The 23,369-nt window shown below is 33.5% G+C and carries 23 protein-coding genes and 2 other annotated features; of the genes, 5 read left to right on the top strand and 18 right to left on the bottom strand.

Annotated features, from left to right (window positions below; all coding sequences use genetic code 11):
* Window positions 1-12 precede the first annotated feature (12 nt).
* Window positions 13-837 (top strand): class I SAM-dependent methyltransferase, encoded by an 825-nt coding sequence (locus MHB74_RS11685; protein ID WP_061679071.1) that lies wholly within the window; start codon window positions 13-15, stop codon window positions 835-837.
* 111 nt (window positions 838-948) lie between these two features.
* Here the strand turns inward: MHB74_RS11685 and MHB74_RS11680 are convergent, their stop codons facing one another.
* The 4 genes from MHB74_RS11680 to MHB74_RS11665 form a co-directional block, all read right to left on the bottom strand.
* Window positions 949-1,419 carry a DMT family transporter gene (locus tag MHB74_RS11680; protein ID WP_061679072.1) on the bottom strand — a complete coding sequence of 157 codons (471 nt, stop codon included), beginning with the start codon at window positions 1,417-1,419 and terminating at the stop codon, window positions 949-951.
* 16 nt (window positions 1,420-1,435) lie between these two features.
* Window positions 1,436-2,131, bottom strand: a complete 696-nt coding sequence (locus MHB74_RS11675; RefSeq protein ID WP_061679073.1) for a Crp/Fnr family transcriptional regulator — start codon at window positions 2,129-2,131, stop codon at window positions 1,436-1,438.
* Window positions 2,132-2,150: 19 nt separating this feature from the next.
* Window positions 2,151-2,576 carry a DMT family transporter gene (locus MHB74_RS11670; protein ID WP_061679074.1) on the bottom strand — a complete coding sequence of 142 codons (426 nt, stop codon included), beginning with the start codon at window positions 2,574-2,576 and terminating at the stop codon, window positions 2,151-2,153.
* Between the two features lie 174 nt (window positions 2,577-2,750).
* Window positions 2,751-3,236, bottom strand: coding sequence for a hypothetical protein (locus tag MHB74_RS11665; protein ID WP_061679075.1), 486 nt, complete (start codon window positions 3,234-3,236; stop codon window positions 2,751-2,753).
* A gap of 216 nt (window positions 3,237-3,452) precedes the next feature.
* Here MHB74_RS11665 and MHB74_RS11660 point away from each other — a divergent pair, with 216 nt between their 5' ends.
* A complete protein-coding gene (locus MHB74_RS11660) occupies window positions 3,453-4,055 on the top strand; it encodes a DUF2441 domain-containing protein (RefSeq protein WP_061679076.1) in 603 nt (200 codons plus the stop codon).
* Between the two features lie 33 nt (window positions 4,056-4,088).
* Window positions 4,089-5,030, top strand: coding sequence for a nucleoside hydrolase (locus MHB74_RS11655; protein ID WP_061679077.1), 942 nt, complete (start codon window positions 4,089-4,091; stop codon window positions 5,028-5,030).
* A gap of 163 nt (window positions 5,031-5,193) precedes the next feature.
* Here MHB74_RS11655 and MHB74_RS11650 read toward each other — a convergent pair whose 3' ends face one another.
* Window positions 5,194-6,060 carry an MBL fold metallo-hydrolase gene (locus MHB74_RS11650; protein WP_061679078.1) on the bottom strand — a complete coding sequence of 289 codons (867 nt, stop codon included), beginning with the start codon at window positions 6,058-6,060 and terminating at the stop codon, window positions 5,194-5,196.
* A gap of 79 nt (window positions 6,061-6,139) precedes the next feature.
* Complete coding sequence (locus tag MHB74_RS11645) at window positions 6,140-6,928, bottom strand: class I SAM-dependent methyltransferase (RefSeq protein ID WP_061679079.1); 789 nt, start codon at window positions 6,926-6,928, stop codon at window positions 6,140-6,142.
* A gap of 135 nt (window positions 6,929-7,063) precedes the next feature.
* Here MHB74_RS11645 and MHB74_RS11640 point away from each other — a divergent pair, with 135 nt between their 5' ends.
* A complete protein-coding gene (locus MHB74_RS11640) occupies window positions 7,064-7,801 on the top strand; it encodes a ZIP family metal transporter (RefSeq protein ID WP_061679080.1) in 738 nt (245 codons plus the stop codon).
* 83 nt (window positions 7,802-7,884) lie between these two features.
* Window positions 7,885-9,585, top strand: coding sequence for a pyruvate oxidase (locus MHB74_RS11635; RefSeq protein ID WP_061679081.1), 1,701 nt, complete (start codon window positions 7,885-7,887; stop codon window positions 9,583-9,585).
* Window positions 9,586-9,629: 44 nt separating this feature from the next.
* Here MHB74_RS11635 and MHB74_RS11630 read toward each other — a convergent pair whose 3' ends face one another.
* The 12 genes from MHB74_RS11630 to MHB74_RS11575 all read right to left on the bottom strand — a co-directional run bounded on the left by MHB74_RS11630 (window position 9,630) and on the right by MHB74_RS11575 (window position 23,287).
* Window positions 9,630-10,631, bottom strand: coding sequence for an ABC transporter permease subunit (locus MHB74_RS11630; protein WP_061679082.1), 1,002 nt, complete (start codon window positions 10,629-10,631; stop codon window positions 9,630-9,632).
* A gap of 1 nt (window position 10,632) precedes the next feature.
* Complete coding sequence (locus MHB74_RS11625) at window positions 10,633-11,499, bottom strand: ABC transporter permease subunit (protein WP_061679083.1); 867 nt, start codon at window positions 11,497-11,499, stop codon at window positions 10,633-10,635.
* Between the two features lie 54 nt (window positions 11,500-11,553).
* Window positions 11,554-12,816, bottom strand: a complete 1,263-nt coding sequence (locus MHB74_RS11620) for an MFS transporter (protein ID WP_061679084.1) — start codon at window positions 12,814-12,816, stop codon at window positions 11,554-11,556.
* A 237-nt stretch (window positions 12,817-13,053) separates the two neighbouring features.
* Window positions 13,054-14,085, bottom strand: coding sequence for an alpha/beta hydrolase (locus tag MHB74_RS11615; protein WP_081110332.1), 1,032 nt, complete (start codon window positions 14,083-14,085; stop codon window positions 13,054-13,056).
* A gap of 268 nt (window positions 14,086-14,353) precedes the next feature.
* Entirely contained in the window at window positions 14,354-16,237 is a 1,884-nt protein-coding gene (locus MHB74_RS11610; protein WP_061679086.1) for an FtsX-like permease family protein, read from the bottom strand.
* Between the two features lie 12 nt (window positions 16,238-16,249).
* The gene (locus tag MHB74_RS11605) at window positions 16,250-17,017 is read right to left on the bottom strand and encodes an ABC transporter ATP-binding protein (protein ID WP_061679087.1); all 768 of its coding nucleotides are present in this window, start codon (window positions 17,015-17,017) and stop codon (window positions 16,250-16,252) included.
* Window positions 17,018-17,269: 252 nt separating this feature from the next.
* The gene (thrS, locus tag MHB74_RS11600) at window positions 17,270-19,189 is read right to left on the bottom strand and encodes a threonine--tRNA ligase (protein ID WP_061679088.1); all 1,920 of its coding nucleotides are present in this window, start codon (window positions 19,187-19,189) and stop codon (window positions 17,270-17,272) included.
* A 44-nt stretch (window positions 19,190-19,233) separates the two neighbouring features.
* Window positions 19,234-19,456 (bottom strand) — a binding site (T-box leader).
* A 37-nt stretch (window positions 19,457-19,493) separates the two neighbouring features.
* Window positions 19,494-19,717 (bottom strand) — a binding site (T-box leader).
* A gap of 125 nt (window positions 19,718-19,842) precedes the next feature.
* A complete protein-coding gene (locus MHB74_RS11595) occupies window positions 19,843-20,550 on the bottom strand; it encodes a pseudouridine synthase (protein WP_001222159.1) in 708 nt (235 codons plus the stop codon).
* 186 nt (window positions 20,551-20,736) lie between these two features.
* Complete coding sequence (locus MHB74_RS11590) at window positions 20,737-21,357, bottom strand: YdbC family protein (RefSeq protein WP_061679089.1); 621 nt, start codon at window positions 21,355-21,357, stop codon at window positions 20,737-20,739.
* Window positions 21,358-21,478: 121 nt separating this feature from the next.
* The gene (locus tag MHB74_RS11585) at window positions 21,479-22,297 is read right to left on the bottom strand and encodes a hypothetical protein (RefSeq protein WP_061679090.1); all 819 of its coding nucleotides are present in this window, start codon (window positions 22,295-22,297) and stop codon (window positions 21,479-21,481) included.
* A gap of 150 nt (window positions 22,298-22,447) precedes the next feature.
* Complete coding sequence (locus tag MHB74_RS11580) at window positions 22,448-22,834, bottom strand: nuclear transport factor 2 family protein (protein WP_061679091.1); 387 nt, start codon at window positions 22,832-22,834, stop codon at window positions 22,448-22,450.
* 150 nt (window positions 22,835-22,984) lie between these two features.
* Window positions 22,985-23,287 (bottom strand): hypothetical protein, encoded by a 303-nt coding sequence (locus MHB74_RS11575; protein ID WP_098374836.1) that lies wholly within the window; start codon window positions 23,285-23,287, stop codon window positions 22,985-22,987.
* Between the last annotated feature and the right edge of the window lie 82 nt (window positions 23,288-23,369).

Raw genomic sequence — 23,369 nt, 5'->3', positions numbered from 1 at the left:
GGAGGATGTTTCATGGTTAAAGAAATAGATATACATTCAGTACAAGGTACGATGCTTATTCCTCTTTGGGGACGGGCGTATGGCAGTGAGAGCAATAAAGATATTTTAGATGATCCAGAGGCTATTCGTATTATTAAAGAATGTGATTTTGACTTCTTAACAATAGCAAATACATTTGGTGAATACGGATGTATCACATACATTACTCGCGCACGAAAAATTGATGATACGATAAAAAAATTCATTATAAAACATCCAAATGCTACTATTGTAAATATCGGTTCTGGACTAGACACTACTTTTTCTAGAATTGATAATGGTACGATACATTGGTATAATCTTGATTTGCCCGATGCTATTTCATTTCGAAAAACATTAATTGAAGATACACCAAGAAACATGAGCGTCGCTAAATCATTTTTTGATACTTCTTGGTTTGACGATATAAAATATAATCCAAACGACGGTATTCTTTTTATATCAGCTGGCGTGTTTTATTACTTTAAAGAAGAGGATTTGAAGAAAATCATAGTCGCTATGTCAAAACGTTTCCCTGGAGGCGAATTATACTTTGACGCTGAATCAAAATTCGCACTGAATCTTTCAAATGCTACAGTCAAAAAATCAGGTAATAATGGCGCCCTAATGTATTTTTATATAAATAATCCAAAGACACTAGAAAAATGGTCTTCAAACATAAAAGTATTAAGCTGCTCTCCCTTCTTTAAAAATATACCTACAAATAAAGATTGGGATGGTAGTACGCGCATTATGATGCGAATTGTAAACTTAATAAAGATGTTGAAGTTTGTTCATGTGCGGTTCAATAGAAAATAAGTAAAGGAGACCTTAAGTTTTCAAGGTCTTCTTCACTTATTTTTCAACCGCTTTAGTTACTGACTTATAATTGTATTGTATAGATGTAAACTCTTCACAAAAATATATTCACTACTTCTTACCCTCCTTTATAAGAATAGCTTTTTTACTCGAAAATAGATTTTTAAAAATCCCTATCCCCATAATTAATAGACCTATCCCAACTAATTTATTAATTTGTAATGGAATGCTCTCTATTCCAAATAATCCGAATGTATCAATACATAATGCAACAACTAATTGAGTAATAAGACTAATGAGCACCGTATACGCTGGACCTAAACTCTTTATTGCACCCATTATACAAATAATTAACCCAATGCCAAACAATCCACTTACATAAAACAAATAATTTGTAGTATACACTTTAATGCTAATACTGTTTTCTGTAATGATATAAAATAGAATAGAACTTATGAGACCTATTCCAAGAACACATGAAGTTGTTAACCACTGTCCTACACTTTCATTTACCTTTGCATTAAAAACAGATTGCAAGCTAATGAATACACCTGCTACTATAGCTAAACTAAATCCAATCATACTCCCTCTCCCCTTTTCATTGCTCATATATATTATTTTTAGCAATTTCCTTCATTCTCAAAAAATCTTTAATTACAATAACTCCATTGTTCTTTTCAATTAATTTCTCTTTATAAAATTTTTGTAACACCCGAATTACGTGCCGATAACTTACTCCTATAAAATCCGCAATACTTGATACAGAAGTCGCATCCAAATCTTCTTTATACATATTTCCGTTACTATCAGTGGAAATAGAAAGTAAATAACTAGCTACACGTACTTCTACCGGATAAAGTAAATTAAGAGCTGTAAAACGTGTCGATATTTTTAATGTGTTCGCAATGTTTGCAAGTAAGAAGTTCATAAATATAGGATCATGTAATAACTTGTTTCTAATAATCGTATGAGAAATGGAGATTGCTATAACCTCTGAACAAGTTTCAACAGCATTATGCGCTTTGCTATTTTGTATGAATTCAATATCACCAACAACCGCCAATGGATTGATAAAACGAAGGATCAGTTTCTTTCCCTCTGGTGTAATCGTATAAACTTTTACTTTACCTTTAACAACAAAAAATAAATGATCCATTTCGTCATCTATATTGCAAAGAAGCTCGCCTTTTTCAAAATAATTCACTTGAAAATAAGCTGTATCTATTTCTGAAAAAATTTCAAGCATTTTATTAATTTCTAAATAATGTGTAATTAAATCTGATTTATTCTCCACTTTCATTTCCTCCTTTCATTTACATATTAAATACAACGATACCTATAATCATTACTATTGTTCCCACAATATGATATCTCTCCATCTGTATCTTTTTCATTTGAAATAATCCTTTCATCTCAATAAAAGTTGCTGTTAACAATTGAGCAACCATAAGTGTCCCAGCTGTTAATGTAACTCCCATTGAATGTATCGCTATTGTTTCTGCACAAATAATTAACCCGCCAAGTGCACCAGCTACTAAATATATTTTTTTCACATCCTTCAATTCCGCTATTTTCTCGTCTTTCTTTAACAAAAATATTGTTGTTGCAATAAGGAATCCAATAAAATGCGTAATAATACTCGTCGACCATATACCAATATGTGAACTAAGTTTCGCATTAAATGTGCCTTGAAGTGTAATAAATACGCCAGCTAAAACAGCAAATACAATACCTTTCAAAAAATCATCTCCTAACCTTCTATTTCTGACTTAATTAAACGCTATAATCCTATACAGGCAAAAGGACAAATGTCACATCCATATGAAAATAATTGCGGATGAACATAAAAAAACACACCTCAAAATATTTGAGGTGTGTTTTTTTATTAATATATATAATTTAAATAATTTTAACTACGCTACATTAACAGGTTTATTCTTCATAACAAACTTTCCAAATAAGAAACGCACAAGCGGCCCCATAATTATTAATTGTAATGGATACGCCATAATGAAATTTTTAATAAAAATTGAAAAATACATTGAAATAAACGAGTCTCCTTGTAGACCACCATGTAAATACATCATAGCCATTCCGTAAAAAGACATAAAGAAAACCATTCCAATTACCATGGCTGTCGCCATCGCAATAATAATATTTACTTTATTCGATTTATCAAACGGTAACGCAAATACAAGTTTTTTCGCACAAGGCCCAACGATACATATTTCAATTAATAGTGCAATAATGAATCCGATTAGTAGTTCTAATGCGATCTCCTTAATATGAATTGGTCCTCCTATTCCGTTCAGTATTAAATTATAAAACGTCATTACAATAACCATCCCAAGGCACATCATCATACCAAACTGGAGGTTTTCCTTTCTTGTTGTTGGCAATTTCTATCATCCTTTCTGTTTAAGTCTTTGTCATTATATCGATTGTGGAAACCTCTTCGTAAGTGAACATTTTGTGAACAAATTTAAAGCGTTATCATATTTTCTTTACTTACTGCTCAAATTCTTACTTTTATTTATGAAGGTTTTATATATCTCAATGTTGAATTATTAAATTTAACTTTGTAATACCTGATAGTTACTACTAGGAGGATAACCATGAATAAACAAGAGTTTTACGCATATCACATCGTAACAAGGAAAAAAATGAAGATGGGACAAATCATTCATTTCGAAAAAAATCAAACGAATACCCTCTTTCATTTCTTTTTTGAAAGAGAACATTTAAATTCTAACGGTCAAGATACTATGCAAATTTTAAAAGAACATTATACAAATGAAGGATTACTTATAAAGAATGAAAACGCTAAAGTAGTTATGAATTATATGGATCAAACAATTAGAGCGGTTAGAGAAACGATTGTAGAAATGGTAAGACTACAAGAATTCCCTGAATACCCTTCCCGATTATCTTGTTTATATGCTGCAAAGAGCTATGAAGATACTTTAAAATGGAAAGCATTATTTGATTCTTACAATCGAGAAGTTTTACAGATTGTTAAACTACGAGTAATTGGACATTGTTTTGAAGGTGACGGAAATCTTTTACCGAAAGAAGATGGTATTCCTTTTTCTCAAAAAATTGAACAAGCTAGAGAGTATTGGAGAGGAAACGTTAGTAATGAACTTCCTGAGTTACTGATCAATGGAAAAATTGAAGTGGTGGAAATTATTGATGATTTTTCTGCAATTCATATCTAATTCCAAACTAAATCGTATAGGATGGAGATTATAATGGGGAAAAAAGTGTACTTCAATCATGATGGTGGTGTAGATGATTTAATTTCACTATTTTTATTACTCCAGATGGATAATGTCAAACTTACAGGTGTTTCAGTTATCCCTGCAGATTGCTATTTAGAACCAGCATTGTCTGCAAGTCGCAAAATTATTGATCGCTTCGGCAAAGGAAATATTGAAGTAGCTGCATCAAATTCCCGTGCGAAAAATCCATTTCCAAAAGACTGGCGGATGCATGCATTTTATGTAGATGCTTTACCAATTTTAAATGAGTCTGGAAAAGTTGTAACACCTATAGCGGCAAAACCTGCACATCACCACTTAATTGAAACCCTACTACAAACTGAAGAGAAAACAACTTTATTATTTACAGGTCCGCTTACCGATTTAGCGCGTGCACTATATGAAGCACCTATAATCGAAGAAAAAATTGAGCGCCTTGTTTGGATGGGAGGAACATTTCGTACTGCCGGCAATGTACATGAACCAGAACATGATGGAACAGCTGAATGGAATTCGTTTTGGGACCCTGAAGCAGTAGCTCGTGTTTGGGGATCAAAAATTAAAATTAACTTAGTGACACTAGAAAGTACAAACCAAGTTCCGTTAACTATAGACATACGTGAACGTTGGGCAAAAGAGAGAAAATATATTGGTATTGATTTCCTTGGTCAATGCTATGCAATGGTCCCTCCTCTCGTTCATTTCTCAACGAACTCTACTTACTATTTGTGGGATGTATTAACTGCTGCCCTTATCGGGAAAACTGACCTTGCAAAATTACAAACAATTTATAGTATTGTTCATACATATGGACCTAGCCAGGGGCGTACAGTGGAAACTGTTGATGGACGACCTGTAAATGTAGTATTCGATGTACACCACAATGCATTTTTCAGCTATATAACTGAATTAGCGAAGAAAGCTTCTACTTGAACCACTATCTATGCGAAAAATAAATAGAGTGACATCACTTCATACTTTGAACCCCATATTTAGAAATTGGTTGAAACCAGCTATTTAACCATTGAAAAGAGTATTGAATTAAATTTCAATACTCTTTTTGTACCGTACAATTATATTTGATTCATGTAGTGTCTTACTGATTATCCATTTCATAACCATTTACAAAAAACGTTATTGTTTCTAGTTCATCTTCATTTAATTCTCTATCTACGTCTCGTTTATACGCTGCCTTTATGCTCTCTTCATGACCTTTATGAATTTCTGTATAAGTTCCCACTGTTTTTAACAAATGCATTTCTTGTAAAAACTCAGCCCGACTTATAGCTGTCCCATGAGAAAGAATATAAGTTTCAGCATCAAATAGCTCCAACTCTTCTATTAATTTAAACGTTCGCTTCGTCGTATAGTTCCACTTTGAAGAAAAGATATCTGCATATATACAGTCTCCTAAAAATAATATCTTTTCTTCTTTCACGTAAATAACAACTGAATCATGCGCATGATCTCCGCCGACATGTTTTAACACGCATGTCACTTCACCAAGGTCTAATTCAATTTGATTCTGGAACGTTAAGGTTGGAGGAATGATTTTAATATTTCTCGCTTTTTCTTCAAACTCTTTTTTGATGCAATCCGCACAAAATGCAATTTCAGTACCCTCTTTTACGCGTGCATCCAACGCTTCATCTGTCCATTCATAAGATACTAATGACTGCATTTCTTTTTTCGTTTCAGCATGCGCAATAGTTAATGCATCTTGTAGTACAGGCAATCCAAAAATATGATCCCAGTGCCAATGCGTTAATGCTACGAAGTTAGGTTTTGATACATTCTTTTCTTGTAGCATTTCTAGAAATAATTGTGTATGTTCTTCTGAATTCCCTGCATCAATCATTACCGTTTTTTCTTGTCCAACGACCATTCCTAATATAGGTCTATCTGTTTCAGAAACAGGTGTCATATACCAAAATGAGTTTCCTATTTTTTTAATTTGTTGCATAACAAATCCCTCCATTTACTAATACTCTCTTCAATTATTATCTATAAAACCTTCATCCAGCACATAGCATGAAATAACACTATTTTTTCTTCCGGCAAACTACTACCATAGAATAGCAGTCTTCCCCTAACTCATTTCCTTCCCAATCATTAAATATATGTAATAATTCAAAACCATTCGCTGCTAATAATCTTTCTAACTCCTGCGGATATGTATAGCGCAGATCAATCGTTGTTTTCAGTTCCTCTACTTGCCCATCATCCTCATAAAATCTTCTTGTTGTTATGTAGTGCTGTATTTGCTGAATTGAATCGTATGTCATTTCAGTATATAAATTACATTTTCTTCCCATTTCATCACGAATAGTTGTCCAATATTCTTCTGTAGATGGTTGTATTAATTCTTCTTTTGAAGGAAAACGTGTATCGAATATAAATATACCATTATTAGCTAACACATGATGGATAGATGTTAATAAATTATTTTGATCAGTATTCGTAAGAAAATGCTGAAATCCGTGGCCAACCATAAATGCGAACGGAATCGTTTCTTCAATCTTTAATTGTAAGCAGTCTTGTTGTAGCCATTTTACTTTTTTACACTCCGTAGATTTTCTCTTCGCTTCAGCAAGCATACCTTCATGTATATCTACACCAATCATTTGATATCCATTTTCTATAAATGGAATTGTAACCCTTCCTGTACCGCAGGCAATATCTAGAATCCATTCATTTTGTATATTTAGTTTTTGTGCCCATGATAGTAATAACGGAAAATCTGACAAACTTTTATTTTCTATATCATATCGTTTTGGATTTTCATATTCAGATAGACTCCATTTTGTATGCAAACGTATTCCCCATTCCATTTTCTCATTTAAATATAATATATAAATTATAACAAATTGTTAGTTTTTTCTCTATAATCAAACACAATTACTTGGACTAATCTAACTTTCCTTTTCGTAAGCTAAAAATAAGTGGAAGAATCGGAGTGTGATATGATGGAACGATTATGGATTCCTATGATAGTTACATTTTTTTCATTCGGTGGATTACTATTAGGCGGTGCTGTCGGCATTGCTACGCGCCAGCTCATTGAAGAAAAAATGCATCGTTTATATGCATTATGTGGCGGAATTTTGCTCGGTCTTTTATCCCTTGAAATTATTCCTGAAACATTTGCAAGCTATGAAATAATTGGCCCTATACTCGGTATAGCTATCGGTATTTTAGTTATGAGCTTATTAGATAACTATTGTCATCATCCAACAATACATAAAAAAGATCAACAAGCATGGCAAACTTTCCTTTTTCTTTCTTTTGCTATATTTATTCATAATTTGCCGAGTGGCTTTGCATTAGGTACAGCATTTATAAATCATAATGACTCTGCCATTCCTTTCTTACTTGCGATTGTAATTCACCATATTCCTGAAGGATTAGCTTTAATTATCCCCTTCCTCTTTACAAAACATAAATATATTTCCTTTTTATTAACAACTTTATTACTTTCCCTTATCCTCGGTACCGGTACTGTTTTTGGCATTTTGATGGAAGGAAAAGCCCTACATTTGCAAGGACTCATTATGGGGAGCGCTATCGGTTCCCTTGGCTATGTTACAATTCATGAAATGCTTTGGAAGGCAAAGAAACAGCTCTCTTTCCTTTCATTTCTTACGTGGGCTACTAGTGGATTTTTACTTATAACAGTATTTACACTATTTACTGGTCACCATTAAAACTAATATATTTTATCATTTGTATATTTTTCCTTTTTCTCCAAAACATAATAGTAACTACCTATTATAAGGAGGAAAAAATTATGTTTGAGAAAACAGCCGGTGAAGCACTAGTTGACCTATTAATTGACTGGGGAGTAGAACACATATACGGAATGCCTGGAGATTCTATCAACTCTATCATTGAAGCTTTAAGAAAAAAACAAGATAAAATTAAATTCATTCAAGTTCGCCATGAAGAAGCTGGTGCACTAGCAGCAGCTTCTTATGCTAAGTTAACAGGAAAACTTGGCGTTTGTATGGCAATCGCAGGGCCCGGTGCTATTCATTTATTAAATGGTTTATATGATGCCAAACTCGATAAAGCACCTGTTCTAGCAATTTCAGGTCAAGTAGAAACCGATTTACTCGGGACGGATTTTTTCCAAGAAGTAAACTTAGAAAGATTGTTCGATGATGTCGCGGTTTATAACCAGCGCATTATGTCAGCAGAACAGCTACCAGCTGTCGTGAATCAAGCGATTCGAATGGCTTATACGAAAAAAGGGGTATCCGTTCTTACAATTCCAGATGATGTTCCGAAATTCGAAGTAAAAAGTGGTGCTCGTGTTACAAATACTTCTTTTACATTACCTGAATTATTTCCGCAAGAAGAAGATTTACATGCTGCCAAACTCGCAATAAATGAAGCGAAAAAGCCTGTTATTTTAGCTGGAAAAGGTGCGAAACATGCGAGAGAATCTTTACTTACATTCGCGGAACACATTGGTGCTCCAATCGTACTTACATTACCAGCTAAAGGGATTATCCCTGATGAACATCCACTTTGCATCGGTGGATTAGGATTAATTGGAACGAAACCTTCTTATGATGCAATGAAACATGCAGATACTTTAATTATGGTTGGCACTTCTTATCCGTTCACCGGTTTCTTACCCGAAAAAGCAAAAACAATCCATATCGATACTGATCCTGCCCAAATCGGAAAACGTTACGTTACAGATATCGGCTTAGCTGGTGATGCTGATAAAACATTAATATGGTTAATTGAAAATGCAGAAAAACACGAGGACCATTCCTTCTTAGAGCATCATCAAGAAATGATGAAAAAATGGGAAGAAAAATTACACGATCAAGAAGTCGATACTTCTACTCCAATTAAACCACAACGCGTTATGCATGCACTGCAACAAGTAGCTCATGATGATGCAATATTATCAGTCGATGTCGGAAATGTAACCGTTTGGACAGCAAGGCACTTCCGTATGACAAATCAGCAATTTATTATTTCTAGCTGGCTCGCAACACTTGGCTGCGGTTTACCTGGTGCCCTTGCTGGAAAAATTGCTTTCCCAGATAAACAAGTATTTGCTGTTTGTGGTGATGGTGGTTTCGGAATGACAATGAACGATTTCGTAACAGCTGTTAAATATAAACTGCCAATCGTTGTCGTCGTTTTAAATAATAATAAAATCGCCATGATTAAATTCGAACAAGAAGTTATGGGGAATATCGAATTTGGTACAGACTTAACAAACCCTGATTTTGCAAAATACGCAGAGGCATGCGGAGGTATTGGATACCGTGTTGAGAATGTAGATGAACTACTTCCTACTTTCGAAAATGCGGTAAAACAAAATAGACCGTGTATTATTGATGTAGTTGTAGATGCAAATGAAGCACCAATGCCAGCAAAAATCACCTTTGGTCAGGCCGCTGGTTATACGAAGCATATGATAAAAGAATTATTTGAAGAAGGTAAGATTGATTTACCACCACTATAAACAAAAAAAGATAGCTGAAAACGATATGTCTTCAGCTATCTTTTTTATTTTTGTATCTCTCTATAAAAAGAAAAATCATTCACATTAGTTTGTACTCGTTTTTCTTCCTTTACTTCTTTATCCTTGCTCTTAGGTATTTTTACATTTCCTAATTTAATCGCATCTTGCATACTATTACTAATTAGATTGCCTGACAAGATCGTCATACTATAGAAAGCAATTGGTATAAGTACAATCCATGTATGTGTGGTTAAATGGCGGAAGTTTTGACCAATCAGGCCAGTCCATTCTTTTGTTACACTATCTGCATCTAATCCAAATAATATCGTTCCTCCAAAAAATAACTTAAGTAATCCAAGATGCAAAAGAAGCAATAGTACACTCACAAATTGTTGGGCTACTAATAAAAGAAATGATGGTAACATATGCGGCCATATATGACGCTTCAACCTATGCCACTTACTTCCGCCGAGCACAGTAGCTGCCAACATAAATTCTTCTTTCTTAATACGCTTTACTTCTTGCGCTACATACAACATAACCGTCGGTACAGCAAGGCATACAAGTACTATAATTTGAAATGCCACACGAAAATATAACGGCACAACTTCCGCTCCACTATCAAACGTTAAAACTTCATTTAACATAAAATAAGAAATCATAACCATCGGTACAATACTAAAAGGATCAAAAAAGGATGAAATAACCGGAAAAGAACGTTTACCATACATACCAAGAAGTAAACCAATTCCCCCGCCAACTATAACTCGTAAAATCGCTATAATTATACTCGCTCCAACTGTCCACTTCGCGCCTTCTATGATTAATTGAACAAGGTCACGGCCTTTCACATCACTTCCAAACCAAAATTTACTTGATGGCGAAAATGGGGCTGCCTCTAGTTCCCCTTTTTCGTTATACATCATCGTAAGTTCACGAATATTCCCATCAAAAAGCACCGTATATCCAATACTAATAATCATTAGTACACTCAAAAAAGTAACACCTATCCAAAATCTCACATCTCTTTTTACAACTTGCCACATGTTACACACGCTCCTTTATAACATTTTGTAAAAGCGTATGCAATATACGAAATAGTATAAAAAGCGGTACGTATAATATTACTAGACTCACTGTAAATATTTCTAATTTAGAATTTTCTTTTACAAAAACAAACATACCATATGTATTAAATATCCATTCAATAATATATAAATTAGAAAGCATAAATAAAATATTTGTTTTCGCGTAATAAATTGTCGTTAATAAAACATTTCTTGAAATATGCTGTGTCAAAATATGCCGTAAGCTTAGCCCTTTACTCTTGGCAAACAAACTATAATCTTTCTCTAATTCTTCTTTAAACCGTAATAACAACAGTTTAATAAACAATAATGTTGTTGGCATTGTAAGACATATAATTGGTAACAAACGTATCCTTTCTTCCCCTAATCCAGCCAGTTTGACCGGCATAAATCCTGTTTTTTGAAACATAATTACGACAAGAAGTTGCGATAATAAAATAAGTAAAATATCCGGTATACTCTCAAGCGTAAGAAAAACCCCGTTCCACATTTTTTGTTTCATATGAGAACGCTGCAATACCCAAACGACAAGTATATACGCTATAAGCAAAGATAGTAAAAACGCTGTTAGAAATACAATCATCGTTTCAAAATAATGAATCCATATTTGCGGAAATAATTTTCTTGAGTCTCGAAATCCATATGTAATTTCACCCGGTTGAAGTATCTTCCCTCCAAGAAAGACAATCGTGTTCCAAAAACCGATTAAATCAATTTGCAATCCCTTAAATAAACGCGGTAGCGCGCCTAGACAGATTATACATAAAATGGCAGCTACTAGTTGTAAACAAGTAACCCCACACCATTTTGCAATTCGCATCAACATAACGATTTCCCCCTACCGTTAGATAGAATATTCAGAAACCAAAAACCACATATATTACATCTCTTCAGCTATACTTTGCACCCGTTTCTTCCCACTAGGTAAAATGGCTTGATATAAACACGTAACAAAAAATAATAAACTAAATAAAATAATAAACAACGTATCTGCACGAATCCATTTCGGGAACAACATCGCTATCGCACCGAGAGATAACAGCTGGAATCCTGTAGTTAATGGACTAAGTAAACTTTGAACACGTCCCATGAATGATTCTTCTACAATTTCATACATCCAGCCCATAATTGCAACATTAATAAACGGTAAAAAGAAAGTCGCAAAAGCGATACACACATAAAAAGACCATACGTGGTTTACAAAGTAACACATACCGAAAAAGACCCCTGAGCCTGCCATACCAAAGACAATAATAGGCTTGGGTGCATATTTCTTCCCTACACTTGTTGCTACTATACTTCCAATTAGTAATGAAATCCCTCCAACTACACCACCCACCATCGCTAAACTTTCATACGTTGTTGGTGCTAATTTATATTTTAATATGTAAGTAGTGGATACGCTTAAAATACCATTTAATAGTCCAAATACGATAAATCCTAAAAGTAATTTTTTTAAAGTGTCATTTTGATATATATACTTGATCCCTTCTTGAAACTCTGTTATTAACATTTTCAAATTAACTTCTTTCCATTTTGTTCTACCGTTTGGCAAACGCACTTTTTCTGGAATGGAGATCGTTTGAATCAAAATACCACTCATAATAAAAGTGAGCGTATTTACTAAAATACTCCCGTATATTCCAAAAGTCCAGTACACCATCGTTGCAATTCCTACACCAAACAAAGCATACAAACTATTCACCATTTGATTCACACCTGCTGCTGCACCGTATTGATCGGATTCAACTACTCCCTGTATCATCGACTGTTCTGATGGAGAGAAAAATTGTATACATGCATTTTCCAAAAATAAAAATATAAAGACGAGTATAATCATCCCGTAATAAAGCGAAATTAGAATTCCAATATTACAGAGCGAACAACATATGTTACTTACCGTGCATATACGCTGTCTATCAAAACGATCTACTACTGTCCCTACTAATAGAAAAAAGATTAATGCAGGTAATGCCATCATAATTTGTGTCATCGTTGCGTAAACTGGTTGTTTTCCGTATTGATCTAGCAAATAAAACATTAAAGAAACTCCAGCAATCATAGAACCGAGTCGCTCTAAAATATTTGCTAGAAAAAAACGTGCATACACTTTGTTGCGAAATAACTGTAGCATTTCTTTCATACTTCGTATCCTTTCTCTCGACAAAATTTTATTAATCTAGTCATTTCTTGGAAGTTATATTATATTTTTCGACTATTATCCAATCTTTTCCTTCTGTATCGAGAACATTATAAAAAGACTCTTGTCATTTATACAAGAGTCTTTTTATATAACTTCGCTTCAGTTAATACCATGCATCAAAAATCTTGATACGTCTCGCTAACTATATTAATTCTCTAAAGTTCAGATACACTTTATTTATTTTACAAATGTATCGCACATCCACTTGTAAAATTTTTCTTTCTCTTCAAATTGTGGATAATGAGCTGATTTCTCAAAAGTAATAAATTCTTTTTGTTCTGCTTCAATCGTATCAAAATATGTTTTTGCTGCCTGAAATGAAGTGTTATAGTCATATGTCCCCATAAGGAAATAAAGCGGTAATTTCATTTTAGTCACCTTAGTAGGCAATGGACTCTTTAAATCCTTTTCTAATAAGACAGTTTGAGAATGTGATAATCCAACATTATAACGAATTACGTCTAACAAGTTATATTCATTACTGAGTAACATTCCGATGTTATCACCATCTGGATTTTCAATAAGTCTTGATGTTCCACCATATTTCGCAACATAATTTCTCGGAGTGTATGTATCACCATTTTTAATTTTTTCGGTCAACCCATTTAAATAGGAAACCTCATCTGTATTCCCAGCATTTTGTGCCTGTTCAATCACATAGTTTAGACTATCCATTTCACTTTCTACTGTATCACTCATCTGCCCTATGCCAACATATGCTTCATATTTTTCAGGAGCTTTATTGGCAGCTTGCATTCCAATATATGTACCGTAAGAATGACCAACCAATATTACTTTTTCTTTACCAAGACGTTTTGAAACATAATCTGTCATAGCTAATACATCTTCTACAAGAAGATCTGATGTAATATTCGAATAGTCTTCAAAGAAATGATACGACTTCCCGCTCGCTCTTTGATCGTAATTAACAACTGTGAATTTCTCTTCCAATAAGTTTTGGTATTTTTGAGCATATGGTATTTCTGAAGTACCTGGTCCACCATGTACAAAAATAATAACCGGATTGTTCCTATCTTTGCCGCGTATCATAATTTCATGACCACTTCCATTTATCTCTACTTGCTCTAATGTACTTATACTGTTCCTTCCCTTTATTTGCGAAGTCCATGTAGGAAATATTAGTGCTACGATTAATAATAGTGTAGTGATGACCCCAATAAGTTTTATTAGTTTTATTAATTTTTTTATCTTCTTCATAAGTAGTCTCCTTTCTTTTAAACTTATATAAACATCAATTTAATTCTGTAAAACTCCCTCAAAATAATATGAATATATGACAATTTCATCTTGCTCTTTTGCACATACTTAATATCCCATACACTTCTTAACTTTCCGCTATATAAACCCTTAATATTTTCTTAATTTTCAATACACAATTCGTAGAAAGACTCGATCACAATGTATTACAAATATAGAAAAGAGCCCTTGTTTTCTAAACAAGGACTCTTTTCTTAAACTATTTCGTTACTTCTTCTTTCGGCATTACCATACCTTTATAAAGTTGGACGGTAATCCAGTAATAAATGAAATAAATGACTAAGAAAATCCCGATTGGCACCCACACCTTTACAAACGGGTCAACTAGTATAAAGCTGAATAAGTTAAGCCCTACTAACACGTGTGAAATTCCAATGATTGCTGGGAAGATAAATAAATATGAAATTTCTTTATATATACTTTTTGTTAACATACTACGTCTCACACCGATTTTTCGTAACATTTCATAACGGCGTACATCACGAGAAGCACCTGTTAATATTTTGAACATTAGCGAACTTGCCATCATTGCTAAAAAGGCAATTCCAAGGAAAAATCCCATAAACATTGTTCCACTCATGAAACTGTTCATAAACTGATAAATTGTCATTTTTGTATATAGTTCTACTTTTGTACCTGTTGTTGTTTCAATTAATTCTTTTTGCCTCTTATCTATATCGAGCAACAATGGTTTATATTTTTTCATATCATCTACTATTGCTAATGTTACACTATGTTCCGTTCCTTGAACTGCTTTGTAGTGTTCTTCATCAGCAATTCTTACAGGTTTTCCGTTAAATTGATTATGTGTAATTTGTATTTCTCTTACAACTGCATCTTCCCAATCTTTTGGCATACGAGGCAGCTTATTCGCTGCTTCGGGAGCTTCCAAAGCAGAATATACAGGTTCAGTTAAAGATTCAGCCACACGTTTACGAGCAGGCTCTTTTAAAGTTTTTGTATCAAAGTGATCGGAAACAAGTGGTGGTTTCGCAGTTAAGTCGTTACGTAAATAATAAACCGCTTCTCCATCTACTTTATACTTATATTTGCTTTCTTCCACAATTTCCATTTCTTTCAAGGCCGCTGTATCTTGATCATTTGGATCATGAATTACAACATCATATACACGAGAAAAGTCTGTCATAATACCCACGTTTTTTTGAAACGCCATACCTGCCGTCATTGCTCCTGCACCTAATGCAATTAACATCGCTACCGTACCTAATACTCTCGATAAACTATTTACGCGAAAACGTAGCTGGGCATATGTAAAACTATTTAAGCCCGTTTCATTTCGTTTTTTATTCCCTTTAATTTTCATCACAAAAAACGGGAGCAATGAACTAAAGATAAAATATGTTCCAAGTGTTGTAACGATTGTCGCTATTATAAAACCAAGTTCGGCATATGTTTTTATATTTACCATAAAGTAGTATCCTGTACTTACTAGCAATATACCGAGTACTGTCATTATAATAATACGAGTTTTACTTTTCTTCACTTCATCTAGTGTTTCATCTTCACGAATTAACTCTAGTTCTGTTTTGCGTAATAACCGGATGCTATTCATTAAACCAGTAATAAAAAATAGTATTAAGAAGAAAATAGCTGTAACTAAGATTGCTGGTGTATATACAGATGAGTAACTACCTTTCGCTGAAATTTCCATACCATTCATTAAAAAGTTTCCTGCTACACTTGCAAGTAACATCCCTACTAAAATCCCGATAATAATACTGACAATACCCATACCGAATGTTTCAATAAATAATAATTGCGCTACTTTTTTCTTTTTCGCACCGAGCATCATATACATACCGAGTTCTTTTCTTCTTAATGTGAGCAAGAAAGAATTAGCATATATAATATAAAATACAGTAATGAAAGATAATAGTATTGCCCCTACCCAAAATACGAGTCTAATACTACTAATAAGACTATTATCCTTCGTGAATTCACTATTCATCGCCATCGTTTGGAACATGTAGAAAATACTAATACTAATAACGAGACCAATAAGTAAAACCATATAATCTTTTAACATTTTTTTCATACTATGACGTGATAATTTAAATAACATAGTCTCGCCCCCCTATTTAGACTCAGCAGCTGAGCCCATATGAGCGAGCACACCTAAAATGTCTTGATAGAAATTTTCTCGTGTTCCTTGACGCTTTAACTCTTTGTATAGAAGGCCGTCTTGAATAAATAAAATACGTTCACAATAACTCGCACTAAATGCATCGTGTGTTACCATTAAAATACTTACATTGTGATTTTCATGTAAATCTTGCATCGCTTCTAATAAGCTTTTTGCATTTTTACTATCAAGCGCTCCTGTCGGTTCATCTGCTAATACGATTGCTGGATTATGTACTAAAGCTCGAGCTGCCGCTGTTCTTTGCTTTTGTCCACCAGAAACAGCAGTTGGATATTTCGTTAAAATTTCAGTAATCCCTAATTTCTTCGCAACCTCATTCACCTTTCCAGTAATCTCACTTGAAGGTACTCCTTGCAAAGAAAGTGGTAAAGCAATATTTTCATAAATTGATAAGTTTTCTAGTAAGTTAAAATCTTGAAAAATGAACCCTAATTTTTGAGATCGAAAATCTGATAAAGCATTCCCCTTCATTGAGGTAATATTTGTGCCAGCTATTGTCACACTGCCACCTGTCGCTTGATCCAGTGTACTAATCACATTAAGTAGTGTCGTTTTTCCAGAGCCAGAAGGACCCATAATCCCGACGAATTCCCCTTCTTTAATATTTAATGATACGCCCCTTAACGCTTTTGACTGATTCTCATTTCTTTTCCCATACGTTTTTTCTACACTTTCTACAGTAACTACATTAGTTGACATCTCTTTCACTCCATCCCTTTTGTATAAATTTAATTTCTCACATATTTCTTATCTTTTTCTCATGTAAATCCTTAATAATTTTTTAATTTTTCAATCAGAAAGGATTGTACGAGTTACGCAATCCTTTTTCCTATTTCATATTCTCACTTTTCTAACACTCGTTCCTTCGATTTCGCTTACATTTACCTTACATTTTTGTAAGGTAAAAAAGAAAACACACCATTTTGAAGTGGTGTGTTTTCTTTTCAAACTCTATTTCCGATTATTTATTTCCTCTTTCATACTTTCCACAAATACACCTAATTCAATAACTTCTGATTTTTCTTCCCCATATTTACGTACATTTACAGCTCCGTTCTCCATTTCCTTATCCCCAATAACAAGAACATAAGGAACTTTTTGCATTTGTGCTTCTCTTATTTTATATCCTAACTTTTCATCCCGTACATCTCGTTCTACACGAACACCAGCTTGTGCTAATTTATCTGCAACTTCATCTGCATATTGTACATGAACTGCATTTGAAACAGGAATGACTTTTACTTGAACTGGTGCTACCCATGCCGGGAATGCACCTCCAAAATGCTCAATTAATATAGCTAAGAAGCGGTCTAAAGATCCTAAAACTGCTCGGTGAATAACAACTGGTCTTTTCTTTTCATTTTTCTCATCTATATAATTTAAATCAAACTTTTCTGGCATTTGAAAATCTAGCTGAATTGTTCCGCACTGATGACTTCTATTTAAAGCATCTTTAATGTGGAAGTCAATTTTCGGTCCGTAGAATGCACCGTCACCTTCATTTAGTCTATATTTACAATTTAATGAATGTAATACATTTTCTAACGCCGCTTCTGCTTGCTCCCATAACTTATCATCCCCCATTGAATCTTCTGGACGAGTAGAAAGCTCTACTTCATATTCGAATCCGAAAGTTTTATAAACGTAATCAATTTGCGCCATTACGGATTTAATTTCATCTTCAATTTGTTCTGGAGTTACAAATAAATGAGCATCATCTTGGCAGAAAGTACGTACTCTTAATAATCCGTTTAATGCCCCGCTAAATTCGTGTCGGTGTACTTGACCAAACTCACACATACGAATTGGTAATTCACGATAAGAATGTAATTTATTTTTGAACATTAGCATATGTCCTGGGCAGTTCATCGGTTTTAATGCAAAGCTTTTATTGTCTACCTCTGAGAAATACATGTTATCCTTGTAATGTCCCCAGTGTCCTGATTTCTCCCATAATTCTTGGTTCATCATAAACGGAGTACGTACTTCTTGATACTTATACTCTTTTTGAATTTCTCTTAAAAATGCTTCTAATTCATTTCGGATAATCTGGCCTTTCGGTAAATAAAATGGCATTCCCGGAGCCTCTTCTGAAAACATAAATAACTCTAGCTCACTACCTAACTTACGATGATTTCTCTTTGCGGCTTCTTCAACGAAATGTAAATACTCTTCTAATTCTTTTTGAGAAGAGAACGCAACGCCATATATACGCTGAAGCACTTGATTGTTACTATCACCTCGCCAATATGCACCGGAAACGTGAGTTAATTGGAATGCTTTCAAATAGCCTGTTGACGGTAAGTGTGGTCCTCTACATAAATCTACAAATTCACCTTGTTTATATAGTGTTACACTTTCCCCACTAGGAATTGCTTCTAACAATTCTAATTTCAGGTGATCATTCATTTCATGAAACAGTTTTTTCGCCTCTTCTCTTGAGACTTCAACTCGCTCTATTTTTACATTTTCATTTATAATCTTTTTCATTTCTTTTTCGATTTTCGGTAAATCTTCTACGTTCACACTACTAGGAAGGTCCATATCATAATAAAATCCATTTTCAATAACAGGCCCTACCCCAAGGTTTACATTGCCATACATTCTCTTTACAGCTTGCGCTAAAATATGTGCCGCAGAATGTCTTGCAATTTCTACCCCTTCATTTGAATCTATAGTAACGATTTCTACTTCCGCATTTTCTTCAATATTTCGGCGTAAATCATATAACTGATTATTTACTTTCCCCGCTACTGCTTTCTTTTTTAAACTACCACTAATGGATCCAGCAATTTCTTCTAAAGTAATTCCTTTTGCAAATTCTTTAACACTACCATCTGGAAATTTAATTTCAATCATTTGTTCTTTCATTTTTCATCTCTCCATTTCATAATAAAAAGCACACTCATCCCTAAAATAGGGACGAGTGTGCTTATACCCGTGGTTCCACCCAGATTCCCATCGTAAACATACAATGGCTTCTTTTACGGTAACGTCGTTTACACGGCACTAGATACTTAATTTCCCCAGTGCAGCTCTAAGGTGGTAAGTTATTTTTCTGCGTTAGGAAGTTCTCAGCTTTCCTTCCTTCTCTGTATAACCGGGTAAAATAACTCGTGTCCTTTTCTTCGCTTATTATGAAATTGAATGCAAAAAAGCATATTCATCCCTAAAAATTAGGGACGAATATGCTTATATTCGTGGTTCCACCCAGATTCCCATCATAAAAAACATAATGGCTTCTTTTGCGATAACGTCGCTTACACGGCACTAGATACTTAATTTCCCTAGTGCAGCTCTAAGGTGGTAAGTTATTTTTCTGCGTTAGGAAGTTCTCAGCTTTCCTTCCCTCTCTGTATAACCGGGCAAAATAACTCGTGTCCTTTTCTTTGCTTTTATAAGTACATCCATTAATTGTTATTTACTATATCCTATTCATTTTATTATTGCAAGTGTTTAAAAAAGTTTTTTTATTTAATAAAAAAAGAAACCAAAAATAGATTCTTGGTTTCCTCTTCTCAATTTTACCAATCTTGTGGTTCGTAATTTAAGTCTGAAAATAGACGTCGTTTCTCTTTCTTCGATAAATCTCTCCACTGTCCAACAGGTAAATTATTCAATTCGATATTCATAATTCTCGTACGTTTTAACGTGTATACTTGATAACCTAAAGCTTCACACATACGACGAATTTGGCGATTTAGCCCTTGTGTTAAAATAATGTTGAACTCATATTTTGATAACTGTGTGATCTCACAAGGAAGCGTTTTTGTTCCTAAAATTTTCACACCAGCTGCCATTTTTTCTAAGAAATCAGGTGTAATTGGCTTATCTACTGAAACGATATATTCTTTCTCATGTTTGTTTTCAGCACGTAAAATTTCATTAACGATATCACCATCATTCGTTAACAAAATTAAACCGTCTGAGTCTTTATCAAGACGTCCAATATGACTAATTCGTAAAGGATGGTTCACTAAATCGATAATGTTACCTTTTACAGCTTTTTCACTCGTACATGTAATACCTACTGGTTTATTTAAAGCAATATATACGTGATCTCGAGCAATACGAAGTTGCTCTCCATTTACGCGCACATCATCACCTGGATTGACTTGGTCACCAATTTTTGCAACCTTACCGTTAATAATTACTCTTCTCTCATTAATTAATTTATCTGCTCCACGTCGAGACGCTTTTCCAGCTTCACTAATAAATTTATTGATACGCAAATTAGGCACATCCTTTTCTAAACAAAATTTCAAGCTCACACTGCTTCTACCGTACAATACAAAAGGGTAAGCCTTCTATTATAACTTAAATATATTAACATGAAAGGGTATATAACGTCTTCTATTAATTACTCGTTTATAAGAAAATATCTTTATTATACATTCATTTATGCACGTTTTGTACACTTAATATACAAGCCACTCTTCCTTACATATAGCTTGTTTACCTCTTATATCTTCTAAGTCATCATGAATATTAGCTAGTTTATACAACTCAGGGAAAATCTCTTCTACATAATTTCGATGTGCCATTTCATCTTTCCAATAAGTTAACACTATGTAACGATTTTCAGTTTTTAAAGACTTCCCAACAAATCCAGCTAACATCCCTTTTGCTTTTTCCATTCCTGTATTCCAAATTGTTTCTTGTTTATGTAAAAAATACTTTTCCTTTCCAACCTTTACATCACATATAGCAACTCTTACGAATGTTCCTTCTGTAACAACGTCATTCAAAGGCTTTTCAGTTATATCATACAACGTTTGAAACAATTCAATTTCACATGAAAGAAACGTATCCTCTTGATTACTATTTACATAAATGGTATCGTGAGTACCATTCATAAATGATTGATATGCACCTCGATCTTCCCATAAAGTAAATACACATGCCTCATTTTTATTCCATCCACCAAATTGTCCTTGAAATCCATCTAGATGCTGTATATCACGCCATTTTTCTTGTGCGATTGAAAATAACTCTTTTTTCTCTTCTTCCACTTTACAGTAGATTGTTTTTAGTAACATTTTTAATTCCCCCTTATGATACGATCCATTTCCCACTTTCAATACTTTCTACTTTTCCACCTACACGAACATTAATTTTACTCCCTATTTCTTTTTGTTTACATAATATAATTATATTATTCTAGTTATCTACAGTATTCAAAAAATCATCCGCTTTTTCTATCAACCATTCACCAAATGTATCTAAAAACATTAAAATTTCATTTATATCATTTACCGGCTCAATTACATATTGTAATGTCTTTCTCATATTTTTTTCTTGTTTGGGAAAATACTTACTAAATAATATATATGCTGGGTATAAGTCTCTAGAGTAGAGCCCTTCTCTATCAATCGTTAGTGCAAGACCTGCCCTGATTATTATCTTCATTATCCAACGACAACAATCTTCTATATCTTTCACGCCTTTATTATGTATTAACTCTTTGCGTGCTTGTCCAATTTGTTTCCGCAGTTGAATAAGGTGTACATAGGCTAACTCTTGATTCACTTTATATTTAGGTAAAGACAATTTTACGTCCTCCCCCAGTATACAAACACCATGTGTCTGTATAATAAAGCTTATAAAAGAAAAACGATTGGGATTTATCACTTCTTTTTCACTGTAAAAACTTAACTCCACTCCTGATATACAATTAAACTTTTTTAAACTTTGAACTTCTAGCTTCTCTCGCCAACTTAAGTCTATTAATTTTGGATCCTTTCGCACCAATATAATTACATCTATATCAGCAACCCCTTCAATTCCAATCCCTCTTGGAATTGAACCTCTTATATAAACACTGTGTAAATCATCCTGTAACAATTCACAACAAGTATTTTTTATTTCCTGTATTACCTCCATAAACATAGGTTGCACTTTTTCAATATGTGCATCATTTATAATATATCCTTCATCATCTGTAGGACAAAAACGTCCTATTTTTTTTATACTTGGCAAATTATCACCTCACTTCCATACAAAAATCATTTTATTCCATACGTATATTATAATTCGAATAATTCAGAATTAAAAATAGAAAAATAGGACGTAAACACTCTTATAAGGGCGTTTACATCCTTTCACTTTTATCATCATTTATTTTTCAAATCATACCGCATATCTTTCCATATGCTGTCTATATAACTTCCAGCCATCCATTTCTTTCTTAAAAACTTCCATCGCTAAAACGGATGCTACTTTTTTATCCTGCACATAAAAATCTACAATTGCAGATAAAATCAGTTCGCTCTCCGTTCTTAAACTGTTTGCTAAATCTTTATATTTCCAATAGGGTTTTTGTCCTTCATAACTTTTTAAAGTTTCAATATTATCTTCTTTATATGTATCGCCTCGGTATACCTCATAGTCTTTATCACTGTAATACCCAAAGTAACCTATAAAATCATCTGATACCCAACTATTTATTTTCTCAATGTTACCAGCATTTAAATCTTTACGATATTCCTCAACCGCACGTATGGCTTCGTTTTCCATTGAATATATCTCCTTTTATTTTCTTATACCATTTTTGTATTCTCTTCTTTATAACAAAACACCTTGTAATTGATAGATTTAACCTCTTTTTAAAAATACAAATAGCCATAAACTACTTAGTAAAATCGCGTTGTCTATGACTCATTCCATTTACTTTTCAAATAGGTAATACGTAATTTCTCCTGGATAATGTAATACAGTTACCTTCCTCTCTCCTTTTTTAAAACTAACAGTATGCCCGTTTTCCCCTAAGTTCTCCCATCCACTTGCCTTTGTAATAGGCATTACACTTATATATTTATAATCCTCTTCTTTATCATCGTTAATATAGATTGCTGACATTGGTACTGGAAAATCTTCAATTTTAGATTCTTTGTCCAGATATATGAGTGCAAATAAGCTAACTAATAGCATGGCCATTGAAATATTTGAAACTAGTTTTTTTCTATTCATTTTCACTAAAAACCCTCTTTTCTCTTATATTACTTTCACCATTTTGCTTATTTTAATTATTTATGTATAGAAAAAATATAAT

Origin of the sequence: Bacillus sp. FSL K6-0069, from assembly GCF_038007785.1 — a bacterium.
Classification (GTDB): Bacteria; Bacillota; Bacilli; order Bacillales; family Bacillaceae_G; genus Bacillus_A; species Bacillus_A mobilis.
Note: the sequence above shows the minus strand (reverse complement) of the source record. Positions and strands in the feature narration are given on the sequence as shown.

Bases quoted from the DNA above. Each gene is read 5' to 3' on its own strand.
- MHB74_RS11685 (WP_061679071.1), top strand. From the start codon at position 13: ATGGTTAAAGAAATAGATATACATTCAGTACAAGGTACGATGCTTATT.
- MHB74_RS11680 (WP_061679072.1), bottom strand. From the start codon at position 1,419: ATGATTGGATTTAGTTTAGCTATAGTAGCAGGTGTATTCATTAGCTTG.
- MHB74_RS11660 (WP_061679076.1), top strand. From the start codon at position 3,453: ATGAATAAACAAGAGTTTTACGCATATCACATCGTAACAAGGAAAAAA.
- MHB74_RS11655 (WP_061679077.1), top strand. From the start codon at position 4,089: ATGGGGAAAAAAGTGTACTTCAATCATGATGGTGGTGTAGATGATTTA.
- MHB74_RS11650 (WP_061679078.1), bottom strand. From the start codon at position 6,060: ATGCAACAAATTAAAAAAATAGGAAACTCATTTTGGTATATGACACCT.
- MHB74_RS11645 (WP_061679079.1), bottom strand. From the start codon at position 6,928: ATGGAATGGGGAATACGTTTGCATACAAAATGGAGTCTATCTGAATAT.
- MHB74_RS11640 (WP_061679080.1), top strand. From the start codon at position 7,064: ATGGAACGATTATGGATTCCTATGATAGTTACATTTTTTTCATTCGGT.
- MHB74_RS11635 (WP_061679081.1), top strand. From the start codon at position 7,885: ATGTTTGAGAAAACAGCCGGTGAAGCACTAGTTGACCTATTAATTGAC.
- MHB74_RS11630 (WP_061679082.1), bottom strand. From the start codon at position 10,631: ATGTGGCAAGTTGTAAAAAGAGATGTGAGATTTTGGATAGGTGTTACT.
- MHB74_RS11625 (WP_061679083.1), bottom strand. From the start codon at position 11,499: ATGTTGATGCGAATTGCAAAATGGTGTGGGGTTACTTGTTTACAACTA.
- MHB74_RS11620 (WP_061679084.1), bottom strand. From the start codon at position 12,816: ATGAAAGAAATGCTACAGTTATTTCGCAACAAAGTGTATGCACGTTTT.
- MHB74_RS11610 (WP_061679086.1), bottom strand. From the start codon at position 16,237: ATGTTATTTAAATTATCACGTCATAGTATGAAAAAAATGTTAAAAGAT.
- MHB74_RS11605 (WP_061679087.1), bottom strand. From the start codon at position 17,017: ATGTCAACTAATGTAGTTACTGTAGAAAGTGTAGAAAAAACGTATGGG.
- thrS (WP_061679088.1), bottom strand. From the start codon at position 19,189: ATGAAAGAACAAATGATTGAAATTAAATTTCCAGATGGTAGTGTTAAA.
- MHB74_RS11590 (WP_061679089.1), bottom strand. From the start codon at position 21,357: ATGTTACTAAAAACAATCTACTGTAAAGTGGAAGAAGAGAAAAAAGAG.
- MHB74_RS11580 (WP_061679091.1), bottom strand. From the start codon at position 22,834: ATGGAAAACGAAGCCATACGTGCGGTTGAGGAATATCGTAAAGATTTA.
- MHB74_RS11575 (WP_098374836.1), bottom strand. From the start codon at position 23,287: ATGAATAGAAAAAAACTAGTTTCAAATATTTCAATGGCCATGCTATTA.